The organism is Streptococcus sp. ELY_125 (assembly GCF_058314535.1).
In genome coordinates, this window is sequence record NZ_JBZFUM010000004.1 from 97,281 (window position 1) to 120,819 (window position 23,539).

General features: G+C 38.8%; 20 protein-coding genes. 19 read left to right on the forward strand and 1 reads right to left on the reverse strand.

The features are described 5' to 3' along the window. The 13 genes from AC4HAL_RS03070 to AC4HAL_RS03130 all read left to right on the forward strand — a co-directional run bounded on the left by AC4HAL_RS03070 (position 1) and on the right by AC4HAL_RS03130 (position 14,626). Complete coding sequence (locus AC4HAL_RS03070; protein ID WP_491092925.1) at positions 1 to 978, forward strand: nucleoid-associated protein; 978 nt, start codon at positions 1 to 3, stop codon at positions 976 to 978. A 1-nt stretch (position 979) separates the two neighbouring features. Beyond that, positions 980 to 1,585, forward strand: a complete 606-nt coding sequence (locus tag AC4HAL_RS03075) for a lysozyme family protein (protein ID WP_491092926.1) — start codon at positions 980 to 982, stop codon at positions 1,583 to 1,585. A gap of 4 nt (positions 1,586 to 1,589) precedes the next feature. Then, entirely contained in the window at positions 1,590 to 3,320 is a 1,731-nt protein-coding gene (locus tag AC4HAL_RS03080) for an ABC transporter ATP-binding protein (protein ID WP_491092927.1), read from the forward strand. After that, entirely contained in the window at positions 3,317 to 5,041 is a 1,725-nt protein-coding gene (locus AC4HAL_RS03085) for an ABC transporter ATP-binding protein (protein WP_491092928.1), read from the forward strand. Before AC4HAL_RS03080 ends, AC4HAL_RS03085 begins: the two co-directional genes overlap by 4 nt. 12 nt (positions 5,042 to 5,053) lie before the next feature. Then, the gene (gloA2, locus tag AC4HAL_RS03090; protein ID WP_491092929.1) at positions 5,054 to 5,467 is read left to right on the forward strand and encodes an SMU1112c/YaeR family gloxylase I-like metalloprotein; all 414 of its coding nucleotides are present in this window, start codon (positions 5,054 to 5,056) and stop codon (positions 5,465 to 5,467) included. 250 nt (positions 5,468 to 5,717) lie between these two features. Then, positions 5,718 to 6,707 carry a dihydroxyacetone kinase subunit DhaK gene (gene dhaK / locus AC4HAL_RS03095; RefSeq protein ID WP_491092930.1) on the forward strand — a complete coding sequence of 330 codons (990 nt, stop codon included), beginning with the start codon at positions 5,718 to 5,720 and terminating at the stop codon, positions 6,705 to 6,707. A 10-nt stretch (positions 6,708 to 6,717) separates the two neighbouring features. Further along, positions 6,718 to 7,293, forward strand: coding sequence for a dihydroxyacetone kinase subunit DhaL (gene dhaL, locus AC4HAL_RS03100; protein WP_491092931.1), 576 nt, complete (start codon positions 6,718 to 6,720; stop codon positions 7,291 to 7,293). A gap of 1 nt (position 7,294) precedes the next feature. After that, positions 7,295 to 7,669 carry a dihydroxyacetone kinase phosphoryl donor subunit DhaM gene (gene dhaM, locus AC4HAL_RS03105; protein WP_491092932.1) on the forward strand — a complete coding sequence of 125 codons (375 nt, stop codon included), beginning with the start codon at positions 7,295 to 7,297 and terminating at the stop codon, positions 7,667 to 7,669. Between the two features lie 268 nt (positions 7,670 to 7,937). Continuing rightward, positions 7,938 to 10,943 carry a type I restriction endonuclease subunit R gene (locus AC4HAL_RS03110; RefSeq protein ID WP_491092933.1) on the forward strand — a complete coding sequence of 1,002 codons (3,006 nt, stop codon included), beginning with the start codon at positions 7,938 to 7,940 and terminating at the stop codon, positions 10,941 to 10,943. A gap of 167 nt (positions 10,944 to 11,110) precedes the next feature. After that, positions 11,111 to 12,007 carry an Abi family protein gene (locus tag AC4HAL_RS03115; protein ID WP_491092934.1) on the forward strand — a complete coding sequence of 299 codons (897 nt, stop codon included), beginning with the start codon at positions 11,111 to 11,113 and terminating at the stop codon, positions 12,005 to 12,007. A 424-nt stretch (positions 12,008 to 12,431) separates the two neighbouring features. Continuing rightward, complete coding sequence (locus tag AC4HAL_RS03120; RefSeq protein WP_004225411.1) at positions 12,432 to 12,848, forward strand: hypothetical protein; 417 nt, start codon at positions 12,432 to 12,434, stop codon at positions 12,846 to 12,848. Between the two features lie 170 nt (positions 12,849 to 13,018). Then, positions 13,019 to 14,119: an ImmA/IrrE family metallo-endopeptidase gene (locus AC4HAL_RS03125; RefSeq protein ID WP_491092935.1), complete on the forward strand. Its 1,101-nt coding sequence runs from the start codon at positions 13,019 to 13,021 to the stop codon at positions 14,117 to 14,119. A 3-nt stretch (positions 14,120 to 14,122) separates the two neighbouring features. After that, the gene (locus tag AC4HAL_RS03130) at positions 14,123 to 14,626 is read left to right on the forward strand and encodes a DUF4411 family protein (protein ID WP_491092936.1); all 504 of its coding nucleotides are present in this window, start codon (positions 14,123 to 14,125) and stop codon (positions 14,624 to 14,626) included. A 266-nt stretch (positions 14,627 to 14,892) separates the two neighbouring features. Here the strand turns inward: AC4HAL_RS03130 and AC4HAL_RS03135 are convergent, their stop codons facing one another. Next, positions 14,893 to 15,393, reverse strand: a complete 501-nt coding sequence (locus tag AC4HAL_RS03135) for a hypothetical protein (RefSeq protein WP_491092937.1) — start codon at positions 15,391 to 15,393, stop codon at positions 14,893 to 14,895. Positions 15,394 to 15,573: 180 nt separating this feature from the next. Between AC4HAL_RS03135 and AC4HAL_RS03140 the strand changes: the two genes are divergently transcribed. Genes AC4HAL_RS03140 through AC4HAL_RS03165 form a run of 6 tightly spaced genes read left to right on the forward strand, consistent with a single transcriptional unit; the run spans position 15,574 to position 23,518 of the window. Next, positions 15,574 to 16,776 carry a protein kinase family protein gene (locus tag AC4HAL_RS03140; RefSeq protein ID WP_491092938.1) on the forward strand — a complete coding sequence of 401 codons (1,203 nt, stop codon included), beginning with the start codon at positions 15,574 to 15,576 and terminating at the stop codon, positions 16,774 to 16,776. Beyond that, positions 16,773 to 17,894 (forward strand): hypothetical protein, encoded by a 1,122-nt coding sequence (locus tag AC4HAL_RS03145; protein ID WP_491092939.1) that lies wholly within the window; start codon positions 16,773 to 16,775, stop codon positions 17,892 to 17,894. Before AC4HAL_RS03140 ends, AC4HAL_RS03145 begins: the two co-directional genes overlap by 4 nt. A gap of 24 nt (positions 17,895 to 17,918) precedes the next feature. Continuing rightward, positions 17,919 to 19,532, forward strand: coding sequence for an ATP-dependent nuclease (locus AC4HAL_RS03150; protein ID WP_491092940.1), 1,614 nt, complete (start codon positions 17,919 to 17,921; stop codon positions 19,530 to 19,532). Positions 19,533 to 19,535: 3 nt separating this feature from the next. Then, positions 19,536 to 20,417: an HNH endonuclease gene (locus AC4HAL_RS03155; RefSeq protein ID WP_491092941.1), complete on the forward strand. Its 882-nt coding sequence runs from the start codon at positions 19,536 to 19,538 to the stop codon at positions 20,415 to 20,417. 33 nt (positions 20,418 to 20,450) lie between these two features. Continuing rightward, positions 20,451 to 21,665, forward strand: a complete 1,215-nt coding sequence (locus AC4HAL_RS03160) for a restriction endonuclease subunit S (protein ID WP_491092942.1) — start codon at positions 20,451 to 20,453, stop codon at positions 21,663 to 21,665. Positions 21,666 to 21,673: 8 nt separating this feature from the next. Further along, the gene (locus tag AC4HAL_RS03165; RefSeq protein ID WP_491092943.1) at positions 21,674 to 23,518 is read left to right on the forward strand and encodes a P-loop NTPase fold protein; all 1,845 of its coding nucleotides are present in this window, start codon (positions 21,674 to 21,676) and stop codon (positions 23,516 to 23,518) included. Positions 23,519 to 23,539: the final 21 nt, after the last annotated feature.

Here is a 23,539-nt window from a genome sequence, read left to right on the forward strand (position 1 = left end):
ATGCTAGATTTATATTTAAAAAAGATTATTATCCACCAATTCAGTCCCGACGACACCGACCTTCGCTTTGCGGATAGGCCGCTGACTTTAACACCAAGTTTAGATGAATATTTCCGTAAAAAGCTGGCTAAGGTTTTTACCGCCGATGCTAAGCGAGGAACATTTGAGCCTGAAAATGACTTTATCGCCAACCTCGGTGATGATTTTATGGAATCTGCCCGCAAAATAGCCCAGCTCTGGAAGGAAGAGTTTGTCATCAGCGAGGATCAAAAGACTAATGATCTGATTTTTATCCAATTTGATAAGGATGGTATTGAACATTTCGCCTTCTTACGACTGGTGCTCAAGGATAGTTTGGCGCATATTCTGGGAGATGATGAGCAGCCGCTCAAGGTCACCCAGAATAATCTGCCTTCAGCTGCTCAAACGCCAGATGAGGCCTTGGTGATTAACCGCCAGTCCTATCGCTATTATTTGATTGAAAAACGCATTAAGCATAATGGCAGTTTTGCCAACTATTTTTCTGAAAATCTGCTCAAGGTTAAACCGGATCAGTCTGTCAATAAATCCATCAATCTGTTGGAAAAGACAGCCCAAAAGGTAGCCGATGATTTCAATCAGGATGATTTTAGCTTTCAGTCTAAGATGAAGTCAGCAATCTTTCAAAATCTGGAGGAAGATCAGGAGCTCTCGCCAGAAAAGCTGGCCAATCAGCTCTTTGATGATAATCTCACGGCTCGTCTAACCTTTGTGGATCAGCTTAAGGAAAAAATTCCAGAGCCGATTCCGGTAGCAGATGTGGACTATTCCCGTCAGTCGAAGAAGTTGGAGAGTCAGAAATTATCCCTGTCCAATGGGATTGAGCTGGTGGTACCCAATCAGGTCTATCAAGATGCAGAAGCGGTGGAGTTTATTCAAAACAGTGATGGCACTTACTCTATCTTAATCAAGAATATTGAAGATATCCAAAGCAAGTAATATGTTTAAAAAAATTAGACGATTGATTATCATTATCATCGCCTTGTTGGCTATTTATAAGGGGGTGACGGTCTATCGGGCTGTGAAAACGGTTCTGGCCTACCGCCCCCTTGTAGAAGAAGTGCTGGCAGAGGACGACAATGCTACCAATGAAGACTTGGTTCTGGCGGTGATTTATACCGAAACTAAGGGACGTGATGATGATGTTATGCAGGCCAGCGAAAGCTCGACTGGAAAAACCAACGACATCAGTGATAATCGCGCCAGCATTAAACAAGGCACCAAAGTTTTAGCTGAGAATTTGGAAAAAGCCCAAAAGCATGAGACAGACACTTGGACGGCTATTCAGGCCTATAACTATGGGGCAGCCTACATCCCTTATGTGGCCAGGCACGGCGGTAAGAATACGATCGACCTTGCCAAGGCCTACTCCAGAGATGTGGTCGCCCCCAGTCTAGGCAATAAATCTGGTGATACCTATTATTATTTTAATACCATCTCCATCCTCTATGGCGGCGGTAAACTTTACGTAGATGGTGGCAATCTCTACTATGCCAAACAAGTCCAGTTTAATCTCTTTTTAGTGCGACTGGTTGAGAAATTTTAAAACTATGAAACATCTATTAACTTATTTTCGGGGCTACCTGAAAGAAACTTTTCTCGGCCCCCTCTTTAAACTGCTGGAAGCCAGTTTTGAATTGCTGGTTCCCATCATTATAGCCAGAATAGTTGATATTACTATTCCCCATAAAGACAAAAATCATCTGTATGGGATGATTTTTCTTCTCGTTTGCCTAGCTGTATTGGGTGTTGTTGTGGCTGTGACAGCCCAGTATTTTTCATCCAAGGCAGCAGTAGGCTACACGAGGCAGTTAACCAAGGATCTTTATCGAAAAATCATGCGGCTTTCCAAGGAAGACCGTGACCGCCTGACGACTGCTAGCCTGCTGACCAGACTGAGCAGTGATACCTTTCAAATTCAAACAGGAATCAATCAATTTCTGCGCCTTTTTCTAAGAGCACCGATCATTGTCTTTGGCTCGGTCATCATGGCCTTTGTTATCAGCCCGAGTCTTTCACTGTGGTTTCTGCTGATGGTGTTGCTTTTAACTCTTTTAATCTATGGTATGTCACGGCTGGTTAATCCGCTCTACCTAAAGATTAGAAAACAGACCGATCGTTTGGTCAGTCTGACACGAGAGCAGCTTGAGGGAATGCAGGTGATTCGCGCCTTCGGTCAAGCTGAGCGTTTGAAAGAGCAGTTTTCTGATCACAATCAGATCTACACCAAAACCCAGATTAAAACAGGTGCTCTGTCAAGTTTGGTCAGTCCTCTGACCTATCTCATTGTCAACGGAACCCTAGTCATGATTATTTGGCGAGGAAATCTGGCTATTGCTGATAACCTCCTCAGTCAGGGCAGCTTGATTGCTTTGGTTAACTATCTGCTTAATATCTTGACCGAGCTGCTCAAGCTGGCCATGATGGTGACTAATTTAAATCAGAGTTTTATTAGTGCTGGCCGGATTAGCCAAGTTTTTGCTCAGCCAGAAGAGGATTTACAAGCTAGTATTCCCCTACTAAAATCTGATAAAAAGCAAATTTTATCGTTGTCAGATGTGAAATTCACTTATCCAACTGCGGCCCAGCCTTCTCTATCTGGTATTGAACTACAAATGACAGCAGGAACAACTCTGGGAATTATCGGTGGAACAGGTTCTGGCAAATCCACGCTAGTGCAGCTCTTAATGGGATTGTACCAAGCGCAGCAAGGGCATCTGGCCATCTTTAATCAAGGCAAGAGTCCGGCTAATTTAGCGGAGTGGCGCTCTTGGATTGGCCTAGTTCCCCAAAAGGCTGAGCTTTTTCTGGGAACGATTCGTTCCAATCTGACATTGGGCTTAGACGGTGATACCATCTCAGATGACCAACTCTGGTGGGCTTTGGAAATCGCTCAGGCACGCGACTTCGTCGAAGAAAAAGAGGGTGGCTTAGATGCCCAAGTTAAGGAATTTGGCCACAATTTTTCTGGAGGTCAGCGCCAGCGCTTAACCATTGCCAGAGCGGTTTTACGGCAGGCGCCTTTTCTGATTTTGGATGATTCAACTTCGGCCTTGGATTACCTGACAGAAAGTCGCCTGCTCAAGGCGATTAAGTCGGAGCTTAAAACCAGCCTTATCCTTATATCTCAAAGGACTAACAGCCTGAAGTCAGCAGATCAGATCTTGGTTTTGGAAAAAGGGCAGCAGGTTGGTCTTGGCCGCCATGAGGAGCTGCTGGAGACCTGTCCTACCTATCAGGAAATTCACTATTCGCAGCATAGTAAGGAGGCTCAGGTATGAAACCATCTCCTTTAAAACGTTTGGTTCATGATTTTTTGAAACAGAAGCTCTTGCTGGGCTTAGCCCTGATTGGTATTTGCCTGCAGGTTGCTCTGACCATCTATCTGCCAATTCTGATTGGGAATGCTGTCGATGCGGTCTTAGTGCCCCATAATCGCCAGCTGATTTGGGGGATTTTGGCTAAAATGCTCATCGTCATTCTGAGCAATACGCTGGTGCAATACCTCAATCCCTTGCTTTACAACCGACTGATCTTTGCCTTCAGCCAAGATTTGCGCCAGCGGGTTATTGACAAGGTGCACCGGCTTCCTATCTCTTATCTGGGTCAATCGGTCGGAGATGTCGTCAGCCGCGTGACTACAGATGTCGAACAGCTCAATAATGGCCTGCTCATGGTTTTCAATCAGTTCTTTGTCGGCGTACTGACCATTGTGGTGACCCTTATCACGATGGCTAAAATTGATGGGCTCATGATGCTTTTAGTGCTGTGTCTAACCCCCTTATCGCTCTTTTTATCGCGCTTTATTGCCCGCAAATCCTTCCTCCTCTTTCAAAAACAAACCCAATCCCGCGGTCGCCAGACTCAAATGATTGAGGAGAGCCTCAATCAAGAAAGTCTGATTCAAAGTTTTAATGCGCAGGAGCAGTTTATTCAGCAATTTTTTAAGGTCAATGACACTTATGCTGACTACTCGCAGAGCGCTATCTTTTATTCCTCGACTGTCAATCCGGCAACACGCTTTATCAACGCCCTCATCTATGCTCTCTTAGCAGCTGTCGGAGCCCTGCGGATTATGAGCGGCGCCTTTTCCATCGGCCAGCTGACCACTTTTTTAAACTATGTGACCCAGTATACCAAGCCCTTCAACGACGTTTCGTCTGTGCTGGCAGAACTGCAGGGAGCACTGGCCTGTGCTCAACGCCTTTATCAAGTTTTAGATCAGGACAGTCTAGTCGAGACGGGACATGAAGAGTTGAGGAGCGATCAGGTGGAAGGTCAGATCTCTTTTGAGCATGTAAGCTTTGGCTATACACCTTATAAGACCCAGATAAAGGATCTCAATATCTCTGTACCGGCTGCCAGCCGCGTTGCCATCGTCGGGCCAACTGGTGCCGGTAAATCAACCTTGATCAACTTACTCATGCGTTTTTATGAAGTGTCCTCAGGTCGAATATTGCTGGATGGCAAGCCCATCACTAACTATACTCGCAGCAGCCTGCGTCGCCAGATCGGTATGGTCTTGCAAGAAACGTGGCTGCAGGCTGCGACCATTCATGATAACATCGCCTTCGGCCATCCCAATGCCACGCGTGAGCTCGTTGTCGAAGCGGCCAAGGCGGCTAATGCCGATTTCTTTATTCGCCAGCTACCAGACGGCTATGATACCTATTTGGCCGATGCTGGCAGTTCACTCTCACAAGGTCAGCGTCAGCTCTTGACGATCGCTCGAATTTTTGTTGCTGTCCCTAAAATCTTGATTTTAGACGAGGCAACGTCATCCATTGATACGCGAACCGAAAGTCTGATTCAGGATTCTTTTGAAACCTTGATGAAGGGGCGAACCAGCTTTGTCATCGCCCACCGTCTGTCGACCATCCAGACAGCAGACCTAATTTTGGTTATGGTGGATGGTGATATCGTCGAGCATGGCAGCCATCAGGAACTTATGAGAAAGAAGGGTGTCTACTATGACATGCAGACCGCTCAAACTCAATCTTAAGGAGAATCACCTATGCAGCTAAATGCTATTCACCACATTGCCATTATCGTCTCAGATTATGAGCTGTCTCGGGACTTCTATGTCAATAAACTAGGTTTTGACATTATCCGGGAAAACCACCGCCCCGAGCGTCACGACTACAAATTGGATCTCAAGTGTGGAGACATTGAGCTGGAGATTTTTGGCAACAAGACCAGCGATCCTGCCTATCAGGCACCGCCCAAGCGTGTCGGCTATCCAGAAGCAGTATCAGAGGCAGCAGGCCTGCGCCATCTGGCCTTTCGTGTTACGAACATCGAAGCCCTTGTAGCTGAGCTTGAAGCTATGGGAATCACCTGCGAACCTATCCGCCGTGATAGCTTCACTGGTGAAAAGATGACCTTTTTCAAGGATCCCGACGGCCTGCCCCTAGAGCTCCACGAGTAAGCAAGTGGGTTAAGCAGCAAAGTAAATATGGTGGAAATATAATTATGTAAATTTAAAGCCTATGATTTTTTGAATTTTTTCACTGTACTATTTGCAAAAGAATAGCGATACTTGTGCTAAACTCACCCCTTCAGTATTTTTCTATTTTGTCATTTAAAAGGAAAGGGACGCCATTAAGAGTTGTCCCTTTCTTTTTTGCAAACGCTTTACTATAATAAAAGCATAAAGAAGAACAAAGGAGTTAGGACTTATGAAAAAAATTATTAATGATCCTCGAGCTGTTGTCACTGAAATGTTGGAAGGTATGGTCTTTGCACATGGTGAGCTCCTTCACCGTGTAGATGGGTTGGAAATCATCGCCCGTAATGCCCCGAAAACAGGGAAAGTAGCGCTTATCTCCGGTGGCGGTAGCGGTCATGAGCCCTCCCACGCAGGATTTGTCGGAGAAGGCATGCTCTCTGCAGCTGTCTGCGGACCAGTCTTTACCTCACCGACTCCTGATCAAGTCTTAGCAGCCATCAAAGAGGCCGACGAGGGCGCAGGCGTCTTCATGGTTATCAAGAACTATTCAGGTGATGTCATGAACTTTGAAATGGCCCAAGAACTGGCCGAAATGGAAGGTATCTCTGTCGCCAGTGTCGTCGTCGATGACGATATCGCTGTCGAGGACAGTCTCTATACCCAAGGACGCCGCGGCGTTGCAGGAACCGTTCTCGTTCATAAAATTCTAGGCCATGCAGCTCGCAGCGGAAAAAGTCTGGCAGAGATTAAGGAGCTAGCAGACCGTCTGGTTCCCAATATCCATACTGTCGGTTTGGCCCTAAGCGGTGCAACAGTTCCAGAAGTTGGTAAACCAGGCTTTGAGCTCGCCGATGATGAAATCGAATACGGCATCGGTATCCACGGCGAACCTGGTTACCAGCGGGAAAAGATGAAACCATCTGCCGAGCTCGCTAAAGAATTAGTGACAAAGCTGGTGGATTCTTTCCAACCAAAAGAAGGTGAAAACTATGCTGTCCTCGTCAATGGTATGGGAGCAACACCGCTGATGGAACTCTATATCTTCGCCAATGACCTCGCGAAACTTTTAGAAGAAGCAAAGATACAGGTCGCCTATAAAAAACTGGGCAATGTCATGACCTCCATTGATATGGCTGGTTTATCATTGACCTTGGTGCGTCTGGAAGACGAGACTTGGCTAGAAGCACTAGAGGCGCCTGTTAGGACAATTGCCTGGTAAGGAGATTAATATGAATACAGAATTAGCTATCAAATGGATGTCATTATTTAATGACAAGGTTCAAGCCAATAAAGATTACCTATCCCAGCTAGATACGCCAATCGGTGATGGTGACCACGGAGGCAATATGGCAAGAGGTATGGCTGCAGTCATGGAAAATCTAGAAGGCAAAGATTTCGCTAATCCAGCTGAGGTCTTTAAAGTAGTCTCAATGCAGCTTCTCAGCAAGGTTGGCGGTGCTTCAGGCCCCCTTTACGGTTCAGCCTTTATGGGCTTTACCAAGTCTTTTCAAACCAGTGACTCCGTAGCTGAGGCGGTTGCAGCAGGACTGGAGATGATTCAGAAGCGCGGCAAGGCAGAAGTCGGCGAAAAAACCATGGTTGACATTTGGGTGAAGGTTCTAGAGGACTTACGTACCGAACAGCTCTCACTAGACAAGATCCATCAGTATGTTGAGGATTCTGCCCCTATCAGAGCAACCAAGGGACGTGCCTCCTACTTGGGTGAGCGTTCCATTGGGCATATCGATCCCGGGACCTGCTCATCCGGCTACCTTTTTGAAGCGTTACTGGAGGCAGGTGCCTAGTATGGCACAAGCAGGAATTGTTATAGTCTCACACTCAAAGAATATCGCTCAAGGCCTTGTTGATCTCATCGATGAAGTCGCCAGCAATGTCGACATTACGGCTATCGGAGGCACAGAGGACGGCGGTATCGGTACCAGCTTTGATCAGGTTCAAAAGGTTATCGAAAGCAATTCACGAGATGAGCTCTTGGCCTTCTTTGATCTAGGCAGTGCTAAAATGAACCTAGAAATGGTCGCTGATTTTTCAGAAAAAATTATCCATATCAAGGATGTCCCTATCGTTGAAGGAGCCTATGCTGCCGCCGCACTCTTACAGGCTGGTGCAGACACAGAAAGCATCTTAGAGCAATTAAAGGACTTAGGCATTGAAAAATAGGTAACGGTCTTTAGTCCAGCCCCGACCCTATCGCCCTAGCTGCAGTTCTTGTTTACAATCTTATCCTAGGGTCTAGCTAAATCCAAATTTTGACAGAATCGGTGCCTAGCAGAAAAACTTCATAAGAAAAGACGCCCCAAGAGTTAGTCCAAAAAACTAACGTTTGGAGCGCTTTTTTGATTTTAGCGGCTTTATCTTCCAAGGTTTATGTTTCCTTAACCTCTCCTATGCTATAATAAAGATAGTATAAGATTAGAAAGTGATGACTATGGCGATTACAGTGACAAATGAGCTGGTGATTGAGGAACAGCTCATTGAACGATTGATAACAGGCGAAAGTCAGTGGAGCCTGCGCGATGACCTGCGCACAGAAGAAGATCTTTGGGGTAATTTCTTTGCCAAGCTGGAACAAAATAATACCGCAGCTCTCAACGGCCATCCCCTGACTAATCAGGAAAAGGAGCAGATCAAGGGACAGCTGGACTTCACCAGCTACTACGAGGCTGCCAAGTGGCTGGTCGGTGAAAATGGTATTGCCAAGGTCGACCTCCAGCGTGAGGATGCCACTTTGGATAATGCCCGCCTGTCTGTGATCTGGCGTGACAATGTTGCAGGTGGGAAATCTGCCTATGAGGTGGTCCATCAGGTTGTCCGCAATCGCTCAAAAGAGCTTGAGCGTGACCGCAGGACAGATGTCAGCTTGCTGATCAATGGTCTTCCGCTCATCCATATCGAGCTTAAGAGTGCCAGTCATTCGATAGATGAGGCCTTCAACCAAATCCAGAAATACGACCGTGAAGGTAAGTTTCGCGGGCTCTACTCCAGCATCCAGATGTTTGTCATCTCCAATAAGAGCAACACACGCTATATTGCAGCTGCCAAGGCCGACAAGCTCAACAGAAAATTTCTAACCAAGTGGGTGGACAAAAAGAACCAGCCAGTCGAAGATCTCTTTGCCTTTGCCCAGCAGGTGCTCTCGATTCCGCGCGCCCACCAGATGGTCATGCAGTATTCGGTTATTGATGATGATAAGAAGGCTTTAATCCTGCTGCGTCCCTATCAGATTCATGCCATTGAGGCGGTTCAGGAAGCCAGCAAGAAGCAGGAGTCGGGTTATGTCTGGCATACTACAGGTTCTGGTAAGACTCTGACCTCCTACAAGGTAGCTCGCAATCTCCTGCAGATTCCCTCCATCAAAAAGACCATCTTTGTCGTGGATCGCCGCGACCTAGACCAGCAGACGACCTCGAGCTTCATGTCCTATGCGACCAATGATGTCATCGATATCGATGAGACCGACAGCACCCACGATTTGGTCAAGCGTTTGACGGCTGATGACAAGCGCGTGGTCGTAACCACCATTCAGAAGCTCTCCACCCTCATGCGCAAGATTGGCGAAGGCCGCTACAGCAAGAATGCTCAGAAAATCAAGCAGCTTAAGGTTGCTTTCGTAGTCGATGAGTGCCACCGTGCGGTGACTCCGCAGACCCATCAGGCTATCTCGCAGTTCTTTGTCAATGCCCTCTGGTACGGCTTCACAGGGACGCCTATCTTTGGCGAGAATAAGCGTCAGCAGCTGGGCAATCTGGCGCAAACCACCGAGGAACTATACGGCCGCAAGCTTCACGAGTATACGGTCAAAGAGGCTATCCATGATGGCGCCGTTCTGGGCTTCAAAGTTGATTACAAAAGTACCCTGCTCCTTGATGAAGGGACTGATGAGAAGACTATCGCAGATGAGGCCTATGAGCACGAAGAGCACATGCTGCAGGTCCTCGATACCATCATCAACCACTCCAAGGGACCGCTCGGTTTTAAAAACGGCGTCGGCAAAACCTACAATGCCATCCTGACGGTCAAGTCTATCCCCATGGCACAGAAGTACTACGACCTTATCCAGCGTATCAAAAAGGGGGAAACGATCCTCAAGGTCAGCGAGTCCGTCAAGCGGGTTCTTCCAGACTTCCCCAAGGTCGCTATCACCTACTCAGTCACTGAAAATGAAGAGGATTCCCACTCAAATCAGGAGAAGATGCAAGCATCCTTGAGCGATTACAATAAAGAGTTTGGCACCCACTTTACAACAGCCGACTTGCGCAGTTACAACACCGACGTCAACAACCGCCTAGCCCGCAAGAAAGACAAGTACCTCTTTCGAGCCGAGCAGCTGGATCTGGTCATCGTGGTCAATCGTCTCTTGACTGGCTTTGATGCGCCTTGTCTGTCGACCCTTTTTATCGACCGCAAACCCATGCAGCCTCAGGATCTCATTCAGGCCTTTAGTCGGACCAATCGGATCTTTGACAGGAACAAACTCCACGGACAGATCATCACCTTTCAAGCACCAAATAGCTTTAAAGCAGCTGTCGATAATGCCCTCCAGCTCTATTCAAATGGCGGTCAGACCAGCGTCCTAGCCCCAGACTGGCAGGAGGAGAAGGAAAACTTTGAGGTCAAGCTAGCAGCCTTTCGCAGCCACGTCAGCGACGAGCCCAGCTTGGGAATCACACCAGAAGGTGCTACAACCCAAGAGCTCAAGGTCTTTGCCAAGGCCTTTCAGGAATTTGACAAGACATTCGCCTCTATCCAAGTCTACCAAGAGTACGATGAGGAGACCCTCTATACCGAGTACGGTCTCAGCACCGATCAACTCGAGTCCTATATGGGCGTTTACCAAAATGTCCTCGCCGAGCTCAAGCGCCGGCAAGAAGAAGAAGGCGCAGACGACGAGGAGCCCATAAATTATCTCTACGAAATCGAGTCCGTTCATGTCGATGAGATCAACTACGAGTATATCCTCTCGCTTATCCAAGCCCTGATCCCGCAAGAAGGCCAAGAAGCCGCCGACCTCTCAGACAAGGACTTAGCCGCTATCGATGACTATATCGCCAATCTCGCCAAAACTAACAGCAGTCTCGCCAGCGTCATGTCCACCCTCTGGCACCAGATCAAGAATGATCCAGAACGCTACCGCGGCCATGCTTTGACTACTGTCCTAGACGAGATGATAGCAGAGATCATCCAAAGCCATGTCGCAGATCTGGCCAAGAAATGGTATATTGGCGAAGATGAGCTCAGCTACTTAGTCACCCACTACCAAAAGGGCCGTAAAAAGCAAGAAGGTGAAAGCCAGCTCAATGCTAGTCAGCGCTATCAAGACTACAAAAACCAAGTCGCAGAACCCCTCAATCCCCTCCTCTACCAAAAAGCAATCAAAAAAGCCTGCATGGACCTAGTCGAAAACATCATCGAACCATTGCGACTGAGACGGTAGTTGTCAACAAACTCAATATTTTATGCTAAAATATAGCGGATAATGCTTATACACTATAAGCGAGTAAATTTTTGTCTAATCAAAATGCTCTAAACTCATTATATTTAGAAAGTGTTTTGTTAGAATGATCCTAATGAGAAATAATTTTTAGATAAAAGGAGTATTAATTGAAACCTAAGCTATCTTTTGCTGATTTAGTGAATAAATTCCATGAGAGAAATATTTCTAATGGTAGCTATACAGATGACCAAATTATTGAGTATCTACAGACCAGAAGTTATTATTATAAAATTGCTAGTTATAGAAAAAATTATCCGAAAAATCCTCAAGGTAAAGGGTACCTTAATTTGACATTTGATCATCTTATAGAGACAGCAAAGCTAGATGTACGATTAAGAGAATACTTATTGGATTTATGTTTGGATGTTGAGCATGCAACAAAGACAAAGTTAATGACAATACTTACAAATGATGAAGGTGAAGATGGCTATAGTATTGTTGAAAGTTTTCGAGACGAAAATTCTGATAAATTTGAAGAAATACTCAGACATTTTAGAAACAATTACTATAAGAAAGATATGTTTCAAAAAAGAGACCAAATTTCTGTTTGGGTTTTAATGGAAATTATAGATTATGGGACTTTAATTCAATTTCTAGAATTTTATAAGGGATATAAAATAGGAGATAGTAAAAATCTATACGCCATTCAGCATAAGTTTATAAAAAACATTAGAAATGCTTGTGCGCATAATGATGTTTATTTAATCAATATTTTTGATGCTAACTCTTCAGTCTACAGACCCCAGCCTGCTATTAAATCTTTTGCAGATAGCATGGGAGTTAATACGCACTTGATTCGATATCAGAAAACATTAGATATCGTAGCACTGTTTTATATCCACGCTAAGCTTTGCTCAGATGAGCTGAATAATAGAAGACACGCTGAGGGAAAAGAGATCCTAAAAAGATATCAAGATAGTGCATTAGTAAAAGATTCAGGTGCAATAAAAAAATTATTCGACTCAATTTTAAGTAAAACTATTGACTTTTTAGAAGTAACATAATAAAATGTTAGTTGAGGAAACAAGGTTCGCCCTTGGCTCGCATATCGGGTTATGGAAAGAAGTCAGCGATGATGCTGGCTTTTTTCTATTGAGTTGAATTTCCACCGATTTCTATATCAAACACCATTAATTGCTCCCACCTATCCTATCTGCTAATTTTCACGATTTTTAAAAGATAGGAAGTGAGGTTTAAATAGTATTTTCCAACTTTAGCCAAAATTAGGAGATAAGTTTAGAAATTTGTCATCCTATCTCTCGATTTTGGCTATTTTTGATAGATAGGAAAAGGCATATAAGTTATAATCCCTTAAAAGTCACCAATATAGAAATTTTGATAATAGTAGTAAAAGAGAACGGCTGAATAGGCAGATACATTCTCTCCAGATACTTAGCTAGAAAGCTAGATATCTACTCAGGTCTCGTCATGTCCCAGAGCATCATCAAAGAGAAGAAGAAATACTACGATGCCTTTAAGATCACAGGTGATGCCGACAACAAGGCAGAAGGCACCTTCTTTGTCCTTGCTCTCATGGAAATCTTAAAGGCCGGTCAAGAGGACATCATCCATACTTTGGAAGAAAAAAGAAGCATCTTAGAAGACTATTCCAAAGAGCTAGAGCAATCCGCTTACACCGATCTCCAAAAAAGCATTCTCTTTCTCCTCTATCAATCTAAAGTCTTCGTTGATGACCCCGGCGACAGCCTATCAGACAATGATATCATGGCTATCCTAGCGCATGACTATCCCAAACTAGCCATCAAAAAAGCCATCGACCACCTAGAAAAGATCGACGTCCTAAAACTGATCGCCCAAAGACCTAAAAAGCACCTGCTATTGTAAAACGGCAGAACTCAACAGTGACCAAGTAGGTAAGATGCGCAAAGTTAGAGACAGTAAGACTACCACCATTTCAATGAAAGTAGTTTTATCATAAAACTGTAAGTGCTAGAAAAGAACTAGTATAATGATAGAGTTTTTGATAAAATATGATGTAACAAGGAGGTGTTTTTATGGTTCAAAGATTAACTATCAATCCTGATATTTTATCGACTTATATCAAATCATCGAATACACCTTTAGAGATCATAGAGAAAAAAGTTCCTAAAATTCAAGAGATTTTAGAAGGAACCAAACAGCCCACATTTAATCAAATTTCAGCAATAGCAACTCTCATTAATGTACCAACAGGTCTCTTACTGCTGAACAATAAAGTAGATACCAACAGCATTAATCTCAATTTCAGAACCATCAGTTCGCAAGCCATTGATGAGATGAGTCCGGAGTTGAAGGATACTATTCTTGAGATGCAAGAGAAACAGGAGTTTTTGAAAAATGAAATCGAGTCAGACCTTGATTTTGTTGGAAAGTTTTCTGCTTCTGAGAATACCAATACCATTGTTCAGGATATCAAAAAGTACCTAAAAACTCCCTCTTATAAGGATAGACTGCGACAATATCGTGAGAGGATAAACCAAGCTGGTGTTTTTGTTTTCTTCAATGGGAAAATTAAAGATAACACCCACCGTAATTTGAATTTATCAGAGTTTCGTGGTTTTGCTTTAGCAGATAAACGCGCTCCAATTATTTTCATCAATCAAAAAGATTCAAAAGCAGGTCAGCTTTTCACTCTTGTTCATGAATTTGTCCACCTATTTTTAGGAGAAAATGACTTATTTGAAGAGAGCACTTCCTTCTCAGTTGATCCGCTAGAAAGCTTTGTTAATAGAGTAACCGCCGAGATACTCGTTCCTCAAGAAGAGTTAATGACGAGGCTTGATAGGAATAGTGATTTCTTTAGTCAGCTAGTAACTGTAGCAAAGTATTTTGAAGTCAGCCAATTTGTTATTGTTAGAAGGCTGTTTGACTTGGAATTTATTACTAAGAAACAGTACGACGATACCGTAGAAAAACTAACAAAAGAATTCGAAAATATTACTAGAAAAGAAAATACTAGAGGAAATTACAAGAATAATTTAATCTTTAGAATGGATCGCAATTTTTTCCAATATGTGAATAATGCGGTTATGCAAAATAGGCTGACTTACACAGAAGCCTTTAATATTGTTGGAGTTGGTTACAAGGGCTATAAAACCTTGTTAAAAGGAGGATAGTGATTGGAATATCTTTTAGATTCGAACATCTATATTAATTTTTATGATCGCTATTATCGGCAAGAATTTTTTCCGAGTTTTTGGAAGAAACTTCCTGAGATATTAAACGCATCTGTTGTTATTCCAGATATCGTCATTAATGAGAACTATCAGGATACCTTTCTAAAGGAGTGGCTGTCAGAAAATTATGCTCGTTCATACATCAAACATAAAGAATTTGCTGAGGGGTGGGGAGCAGTATTAGCGCACATTCAAACCTGTGGGTTTTATAAAGTTGAAGCCCTCGCTTCGGATAAAGGATGGGCACATGAAAAAATTGCTGATCCATGGTTAATAGCTATTGCTAAAGAGAAGGGGTATACCATCGTTACAAGCGAACTGCCAGTCCCTAGTTTAAATAAGGTAAATCCTAGTAGAAATGCCAAAATTCCTGATGTTTGTAAACAGTTGAATGTTAGGTGTATAGATATGAACCAGTTTTTTAAGGAAGTAAGTCTATCAATTTAGTCTATTAATAGAATCGTAGAACTAACCATAGCAGCCCAAACCGAAGGCTGCTTTTTAAATATTCAAATACACGAGCAAAGAAAAAGACCCTCAAACTTTGCTGAGGGACTAAAGAACAGCCATACTAAAAAAGATAATCCCAGGCGCGTGTGAATTCTCGTCCATTGACTTACTCCCATTCGGGAACACAGCGGTAATCCTTCGAAAGCTATCTTTAGGTGCATAATAACATATTTTATATTAAATAGCAAAATGGGCAGTTATGATTAATGAAATTTACGACGGGGGTGATAACTCTTCTTAAATTGATCTTGTTTCTTCATTTTCTTTTTTAAAAATTGTATTAATTTTTCAGGTAGAAAATAGACTGATAAAATAGGTAAACCAAGAATCGTGATCAATAAATTAAACTGATCAAGAGCTAGGGTGTTTAGTAAGTATACTAATAGGATAATTAGTGTAAGTACGTAACTAGTTTTAAAAGAGCGCCTCATATCATTATGTTTCTCTAGTGAAATAAGCTTAAAGACTTCGTGAATTAAAATTTGTAATACCATTCCTTGAAATATGATAATCAGTACAAAGAAGAAGAACCTGTACTTAAGAATTTTAAAAATTGAAATAAGTAGCTTCATAGCTGAATCATCTTTGGAATTAATAATAAATCCTAAAAATACAAAGGATGATAAAAAGAAAAACAATAAAAATATCTTTAGATTGTCTTTCCAGTTATCCATAAATTCTTTAAAATGTTTTTTTAGATTCATAACTTACCTCATAAATATGCTATCCGAATTATAGCATACTAAATATTAAAATAATACGACAATTATATATTAACCTTATAAACTCTTAATTGCTCTTTTATTTAATTGAATATCATACAATCGCATGATTATAGTGAAGGCAGCCTTTTTGAAAATGAGAAAAATGGTATAATTAATCATATGGAACAAGCCTCAAATTTAAACAATCCATTGTTTAAAAAAACAATGTTAAAAATTAACGATGAGTATTTTAATGAATCTTCAGACGATGGGAATTTGTATTTATACGAGAACACATTTGGTATGGAATGTGGGTTGGTATTATCAAATATTCATTTACGATTAAATAGATTATTTAAATTGTTTAATGATAGAATCCAAAACTTAAACTACTATTATTTAGCAGATGCAAGTAGAGAACTCCTTCAAATAATCGAAATCATTGATAGAATAAGCAAAATTAAGGAATTAAACAGTTCAAATTTTTGTATCATTGACACTTATAGTGGTGTTCTAGAGCGATTTGAAGAATTTTTAAAATCTTCTGGAGGCAGTGAAGTTCCAGAAGACATGGCAAAAATAGATATTGTTTACGACTCAGCAATTTTTTCGGTCTCTTCAAATTTAAACAATGATAAATTTCCATATCGTTTGCAACCTATAGGTAGTGGTTCTTATGCAGAAGTTTACAAATATCATGATGCTTTCTATGACAAAGAATTTGCAGTCAAACGGGCTAAAAGGAATCTGTCACAAACAGACTTAAATAGATTTTATCAAGAATTTAATATAATGAAACAGCTTCAATTTCCTTATATTCTTGAGGTATACAAACTCAATAAAGAATCTAATGAATACACCATGGAATTAGCTGATATGAATCTATTTGATTATATTCAAAAAAATGGGAATAAAATATCCCTCAATGATAGACAAAGAATTTGTTCTCAAATTATTAGAGTATTTGAATTTCTATCAACTAAAAATATCTTGCACAGAGATATAAGTCCTAAAAATTTTTTGATAAAAAGATATGATGATTTATTAGTGATAAAACTATGCGATTTTGGTCTAGGGAAAATATCAAATAGCTTTTTAACTGCAACAAATACAGATGTTAAAGGGGCAATGAACGATAGTACCAACCTGAATTTATATGGATTTAAAAGTTATGATATTAGTTATGAATGTTTTGCATTAACAAAATTAATTTATTTTGTAATCACGGGAAGAATTAGCAAACTTACTAAGTTTGAATATGAGGGATTGGAAAATTTTATGAAAATTGGTACTCACCCAGATATTACAAAACGCTATAAATCAATTAATGAATTAAAGCAAAAATATTATCAAATTAATTTCAAAAAGAGAATACAAAAGTGAATAATTTAGAAAAAATTTCATTATTAATAATGACAAGAGAAACAAATGAAGCAGTTCAAATTCTACTAAAAATGGTAAATAATAATCTTTTCATGGTAGATTCTGAACTGTCCATTGCTCTATTACCCTTTTTATCTTCATTGGCTGATGGTTGGATTCAACGTTATGGAACAAGTACAGAACTCCCCGATATCGAAGGAATACCATTTTATGACTTACTGAAAAAATCAAGAATCAGCTATAAACTATATACAGATAAGAAAAATAATAGAGCTAAAAAATTATTAAATAGCGGTGCAGAACAAAGATTAAATATTTTAAAATCTGAATACAGCTCTTTTCAAAAGGCCATGGTAAAGTTAGTAGGCCAGAAAGACCTAGGCGTTTTTACATTCTCAGGAGTTCCATACGGAAATACCAGTCAACTCAGTATCTACTTAGAAAGCTTCTATGATCCAGATGATATTTATACAATATCAGCATTTCAAGAAGTATCACAAACTATCTTAGCTAAATATGCAGAAGTCTTATCTTCTCTTTTAGCTGGAATTTCCCATATTTCTGGACTTTCCGAACTAAACAAAAGCGAAAATAATTTTGAAGTAGCCCAAGAATTATTTAGTCATAAAGATTATTTTTTCAGGGACTCTAAAAGACGAGATATTTTGGTAGGAGAATTAGATGATGAATTTCAACTTTATTTATTTAATATTTATTGCCAGAATAATTTTGTAAATTACGTTTTTCCAAGAATTTTCGACTCTAAAGGTACCTTTTTCTATCGTGCAAAACTACAAAGCTATTTGACTAGTGTAAATGCTATACAAAATTTAAATAAAAAATACTCCAACCAATTAGATAAGCAACAACAGTCCTCAATAACTAATCTAATCGAATGCAAACAGGTATTGTTTCCTCACAAAAGTCAATTCCGAAATAACATATTCCATTATGAGATTTCAGGGGTTCCTATGGAAATTTTTAAAGAAAATTATTTTTATGAAATGGTGGAGTATTTTAGTGGCATAGAATTTAATAATTTTATACAAAAAATTGATAGGGAGATTGAAAACTTGAATGATCTGATTTGTGAGTTAATTAAACTAAATCAGATATAGAAATTAGCCATGAGGAATAAATTTATGAATACCCCCCAATTTAAAAAGTTTAAAAGATATATTGATAAAAGAAAAGATTATTCTGAATATAAGAACCATTTATTTTTAGAGCAAAATTATTGGGATGACTACGGCTATGAAACTCTTTTCGAAGTATACGTGCCCAAGGAAACAGGAAAGCTTGTGTACTTAGGATCTATCAATATAGCAAATTTAGAAGCTGTAAAAATAAATAATTTTGATGAAAAAACAGGTTCAATAAAAAAATATAAAACGTTTGACGATCCTCAATTTAAAGACGAATTTACAAAATTAAATAATAATTTTGTTTCTCTAGGAAATGAGCGCTTTTATATTGAACTACATAAAAATTTTAGTAGTAAACAGTGTGAATCCATATTACTGAGTTTAAATGATTTGGCTGTTTTAGGATCAGGTGTTACTGATGAATTATGGAATAAAGAAATTGTCTCTAGTTCACTATTGCGACCCTATAGAAGTAAAAAAGAGGCAGAGGAGTATATTAAGCATACACTGAGCCCTGTGGCTATAGACGGAAAACGCAATGGCTATGATATTACCTATTCATACTTTTCAGAAAATAAGTTGGTTAATAAAGTAAATTTTATTGCAGACCCAGAAGAAGTATTACCGCAAAATATTCATGCCATTATAGGAAATAACGGTGTAGGAAAGACAACATTTTTTAAAGATATTTTATTGTTAGCCGCAAATAAAAAGCTAGAATTTCATTCAGGGTTTAAATTAAATGATAGGGAAATGGAAGTACGATTCAGTACACAAGACGATATTAAAATAGATACTCCTAATGATTATTTTTCAAAAATATTATTTATATCATTTAGTCCTTTTGATAAATTAACTTTCCAAGGTGATAAACCTATTGGACGTGATAATATAGATTACTTAGGCTTATATAAAAAGGGAAAGGAACCTTTGCACTTAGAAGAGTTGAAGGAAGAGTATGAAAGTATTGTAGAGGATTTAAGCGAGAGTAGAGATAATCTGAGTCTTTTTGTAGAACTAATTTCTAAAAGTAATGCTTTTCCTAAGAGTTTTATCCCCAGTGAAGTCAATCTTGATGGTGACCTGCAAGATTTAAAAGTACGATTAAAGGAGTTATTTGGTTTATCTAGTTCTGGACAAAAGATCGTTATCTTATCAATTTCGAAGCTCATTTTAGAAACTAAAAGATATTCTCTTGTATTAATTGATGAACCAGAGTTGTTTTTACACCCCCCTCTGGTCTCTAATTTTATTAGAGCTATCTCAGAAATAATGGAAAGAAAGGATGGATTCTGTTTGTTGACAACCCATTCTCCAATTATTGTTCAAGAACTTCCAAAAGATTGTGTCAAAATAATGGAAAAAGATGAACGTGGCTTCTTTAAAATGTCTGAGCCACCATACCAAACATTCGGAGAAAATTTATCAACTCTAACAACTACTATTTTTAAATTAGATCAATACAATTCAGGTTTTTATTTACTTATAAAGGATATTATAAATACTCCAGAAAAGTATGGGCTTACTGATGAAGAGCTGGATAGTATTGATTTAGGGAGAGATGCGAGTCTTTTTAGAAAATTATTAATGATGAGGAGAAATGATAAGTAGATAATGTTTGAAAAAATAAGTAAAAGTGATTCTAATTATCGAAAGCTTTTAGATAATTTATCCAAAGAAAATATTAGTGATGAGGAAAAGAAAGCCTTAAAACTTTTAAAGTTATTATATGATGAAGGGGCATTAGATAATTATCCAAACACTGAGGTAACTGATTTCTTAACATGCCATATAGATAAGAATAAAAAAATTTTTCAGAGCATAAAGGTTAAGAAATTTTGGGAGCGTTATCGTTCAAGAATAGAAAGATATAATGTCGTTGCTAACATTAATTTTTGTCCAGCGTGTGGGATTACTTTCTACCCACAGTTTGGCTATCACAAGACACTTGAACATATTTTCCCAAAAAGTTTTTATCATCAATTAGTAATATATCCAGATAATTTAGTTTATTATTGTGAACATTGCAATAGATGCAAAGGAGATAAATTTGATTACTTGAATATTTATCATCCTTACTTCACGATAATTGAAAAGTGTGGTGATGAAATAATATTGAGGATCCGTAAAGAAAATAACGGGAAAATTGACTATCAAATTAAGATTAGCCGATCAGTTCCTAAGGAGGTTAGAGACCTATTTAACAATATGTTTGGAATTGCTGGAAAATATAGAGATTATATTTTACAATTTTTAAATAGTGAGATTAGCACTCTTGAAGTTATTTTTGGTGATTCTTTAAGGAAGGTAGAAAATAAGGAAGAGCAACTTGAACTTATGAAGAGTTACTTAGAACAATTATACTCCGTAGATGTAGATAGAAATCCATTTTGTATAACTACGACTGAGCGGACTATTATGCAAAAGCTAGATGAAGTCATCCATTCAAATATTGGTTTAGTTGCTGAATATTTTATCAATGAAATGAAAGTATAAGAATTGAAAAGATTAAAATGGGAGAAGTAAATAGTGAAACAAAATGTACCTAAACTCAGATTCAAAGAATTTGAAGAAGAATGGAATTACGATTTTTTATCAAATTTAGTGGATAAAGTTCGGGAGAAAAATACTGAAAATAAATATACCGAGACTCTTACTAATTCAGCAGAATTTGGAATTGTAAATCAACGAGATTTTTTTGATAAAGACATTTCTAATAAGAAAAATTTAGATGGGTATTATGTTGTAAGGCCAGATGATTTTGTTTATAATCCAAGAATTTCAAATCTTGCACCTGTGGGACCAATAAAGAGAAATAATTTAGGTCGAGTTGGAGTGATGTCTCCTCTTTACTTTGTGTTTCGAGGTAAAGAGAACTATAGAATTGATTTGAATTTTCTAGAAACATATTTTCAGTCCAATCATTGGCATCGTTTCATGAAATTAAACGGAGATTCTGGCGCTAGATCTGACAGATTTGCTATCAAAGATTCAGTTTTCATAACAATGCCTGTCCTTCTCCCTTCCCTCCCCGAACAATCCGCTATCGGGTCGCTTTTCCAGACGCTTGATGAGCTCTTATCTGCCTATAAGGATAATTTGGCCAACTATCAAGCCTTTAAGGCGTCCATGCTGTCCAAGATGTTTCCAAAGGCAGGACAGACCACCCCTGAAATCCGCTTAGATGGATTTGATGGCGAGTGGGAGGAGAAGAGGTTATTAGAAATAGCAGAATTTAATCCCAAATCGGAACTACCTGAAAATTTTAAATACGTGGATTTAGAATCTGTTGTAGGAGTTAATTTAGTTTCATATAGATTAGAGAATATAGACAGTTCCCCTTCAAGGGCTCAACGAGTGGCTAGTAAAGGTGATATCTTTTTTCAAACAGTTCGACCTTATCAAAAAAATAATTATTTATTTGATAGCAACGAGAATGACTGGGTTTTCTCCACAGGATATGCTCAGCTTCGCCCTAAAATTACAGGTCAATTTCTTTTTGTCGCACTTCAAAGAAATGAATTTGTTAATACCGTATTGCTTCACTGTACAGGAACAAGTTACCCAGCAATCAATTCTAAAGATCTATCACGACTAAAGATATATGTTCCAGCTGATCAAGAAGAACAACAAACTATTGGTGAATTCTTTTCAAACATTGATAATTTAATGTCATCATATAAAGAAAAAATTGACCAACTAGAAACCTTAAAGAAGAAGCTTTTGCAGGAGATGTTTGTATAGGAGGATGAATGAAAGATAAAAATTTTATAAATCTTGAATATATTGATACTTCCAAGGGTGCTAAAAATTTTAGTAACTTACTACATGAGAATAAAACCTATTTTCTAAATGGTAAATGGGGATCTGGAAAAACTGAATTTCTCAACCAGACACAAAAATATTTTAATAAAAAGCTCATTATATTGGATTTATGGAAACCTAAAGATAAGCGTTCAATTATTGAACTATCACTTTTAAAATTGAAACCATTCATATATTGGGAAATCCGAGTTTTTATTATAACTGCAGTCGTCGTTTCTATACTTATGACCAATGTTGTTAATATGGGATTAACTCAATATGTTTCTAGTCTTGTAATAAAAATTGCCGGTGGGATTTCTCTGTGTGTGGCTGTGTTCCAGTTCTTCAAAGCAAAGTCAGATAGATTTTATTCATGGCTATTAACCAAATTTCCTATTAATGATAAGGTGCTAGTCATTGATGATTTTGATAGACTTTCTAATAACCAACAAGAAGAGACCTATAAACTATTTAGTTTATTAAAGGGAAGGCTCCCGATAGTGTTTGTTGGCGATATTTCTAAGATTAATCAAGTAAAAGATAATTATTTATCCAAAATAATTGACAGAAGAGTTGAGCTCCCCTTTGTTTTACATCCATCCTCAATTTGGGATAATTACTTTGAGTTGTTGGAGAAAACTTTCAATACTGTTATTTCTCAAAAATTTAAGCAGCTTGTAAAAGGTGAGCTAAGAAATCTAAGAGATAGGGAACATTTCAATGACTATGTCAATCAAGAATTTTTTGAAAGAAGAAAACTGGGGCATATTCAGATAGAAGAGCAATTACTTGTTATCTATGCCTACCTATTCCATATAAATTTTTATCAAGGTTTACTCAATAATACTATAAAAGATATTTCAGCTATCTATTCCGAAGAGAACGGTAAAGATAACAAAGATTCATCGCAAGCATCAGAGATAGTAGATGCATTATTCCCTGCAAGAAAAGAACGTTTTGCTATGAATAATGAGTATCCTAGACTATTTTCAAAAGATAAACAAGCTTATTTCATTTATGAAGAAGCATCCAATATGATGGTTGAAGAGTTAGAAAAGTTGTTTTCGTCAGAAGAAGAATTAACGAAAGCAATGCTGCTAGAACGCGATACAGATTTTTATCAATATCTAACAGCTGAGTACCTTAACTTTCGATCAAGCCGACAAGCGAAATTACTAAATTTAGCCTTATCTTATGTCCAACAATCTATTAATAGTCCTGCCATTGAATATATTATTGCAGAAAAATGGGAGCCAATAAAATCATTAAGCAATGACAAAATATTTGAATTTTGGAATGAAATTCTTGATGCTGCAGGTTTCGATTTCTCTCAAAAGTTATATCTATTGCAAAAGTATGGCATAATCAGTCCGCATGACTTAGGAGAAAGATTTCCAAATATTTCTATTTCTGGTGAGAGTTATGATAAAGCTAAAAGAAGGGATCTAATTCTATTAATTTATATTTCTCATCAAAATTTATGGATGAAATTTGAAAATTGGGATGACAAGATTTGGAATGCTATTAATATGTTGAATGATGAACAATATATTAATTTTTGGATATACCAAAGAGTCCTTTCTGCAACTGCTAATTATGATGATTTTGACTTCAATCCACAAATAAGAAATTATTACTTGTGTACCGGACGATATGAATTTGAAGTCCCTAGTAAATTTAGAGATTACCAGTCAATAGTTATTGATAAAATGACTTCACGATTAGAGGAAATGAAAAACAGAGGTTACCATTTTAAAACTGGTAATGATGAACAGTATAAATTATCAAATTAAAAATGTTTTTTACTTATGGCT

Bases quoted from the DNA above. Each gene is read 5' to 3' on its own strand.
- AC4HAL_RS03070 (WP_491092925.1), top strand. From the start codon at position 1: ATGCTAGATTTATATTTAAAAAAGATTATTATCCACCAATTCAGTCCC.
- AC4HAL_RS03075 (WP_491092926.1), top strand. From the start codon at position 980: ATGTTTAAAAAAATTAGACGATTGATTATCATTATCATCGCCTTGTTG.
- AC4HAL_RS03080 (WP_491092927.1), top strand. From the start codon at position 1,590: ATGAAACATCTATTAACTTATTTTCGGGGCTACCTGAAAGAAACTTTT.
- AC4HAL_RS03085 (WP_491092928.1), top strand. From the start codon at position 3,317: ATGAAACCATCTCCTTTAAAACGTTTGGTTCATGATTTTTTGAAACAG.
- gloA2 (WP_491092929.1), top strand. From the start codon at position 5,054: ATGCAGCTAAATGCTATTCACCACATTGCCATTATCGTCTCAGATTAT.
- dhaK (WP_491092930.1), top strand. From the start codon at position 5,718: ATGAAAAAAATTATTAATGATCCTCGAGCTGTTGTCACTGAAATGTTG.
- dhaL (WP_491092931.1), top strand. From the start codon at position 6,718: ATGAATACAGAATTAGCTATCAAATGGATGTCATTATTTAATGACAAG.
- dhaM (WP_491092932.1), top strand. From the start codon at position 7,295: ATGGCACAAGCAGGAATTGTTATAGTCTCACACTCAAAGAATATCGCT.
- AC4HAL_RS03110 (WP_491092933.1), top strand. From the start codon at position 7,938: ATGGCGATTACAGTGACAAATGAGCTGGTGATTGAGGAACAGCTCATT.
- AC4HAL_RS03120 (WP_004225411.1), top strand. From the start codon at position 12,432: ATGTCCCAGAGCATCATCAAAGAGAAGAAGAAATACTACGATGCCTTT.
- AC4HAL_RS03125 (WP_491092935.1), top strand. From the start codon at position 13,019: ATGGTTCAAAGATTAACTATCAATCCTGATATTTTATCGACTTATATC.
- AC4HAL_RS03135 (WP_491092937.1), bottom strand. From the start codon at position 15,393: ATGAATCTAAAAAAACATTTTAAAGAATTTATGGATAACTGGAAAGAC.
- AC4HAL_RS03140 (WP_491092938.1), top strand. From the start codon at position 15,574: ATGGAACAAGCCTCAAATTTAAACAATCCATTGTTTAAAAAAACAATG.
- AC4HAL_RS03150 (WP_491092940.1), top strand. From the start codon at position 17,919: ATGAATACCCCCCAATTTAAAAAGTTTAAAAGATATATTGATAAAAGA.
- AC4HAL_RS03155 (WP_491092941.1), top strand. From the start codon at position 19,536: ATGTTTGAAAAAATAAGTAAAAGTGATTCTAATTATCGAAAGCTTTTA.
- AC4HAL_RS03165 (WP_491092943.1), top strand. From the start codon at position 21,674: ATGAAAGATAAAAATTTTATAAATCTTGAATATATTGATACTTCCAAG.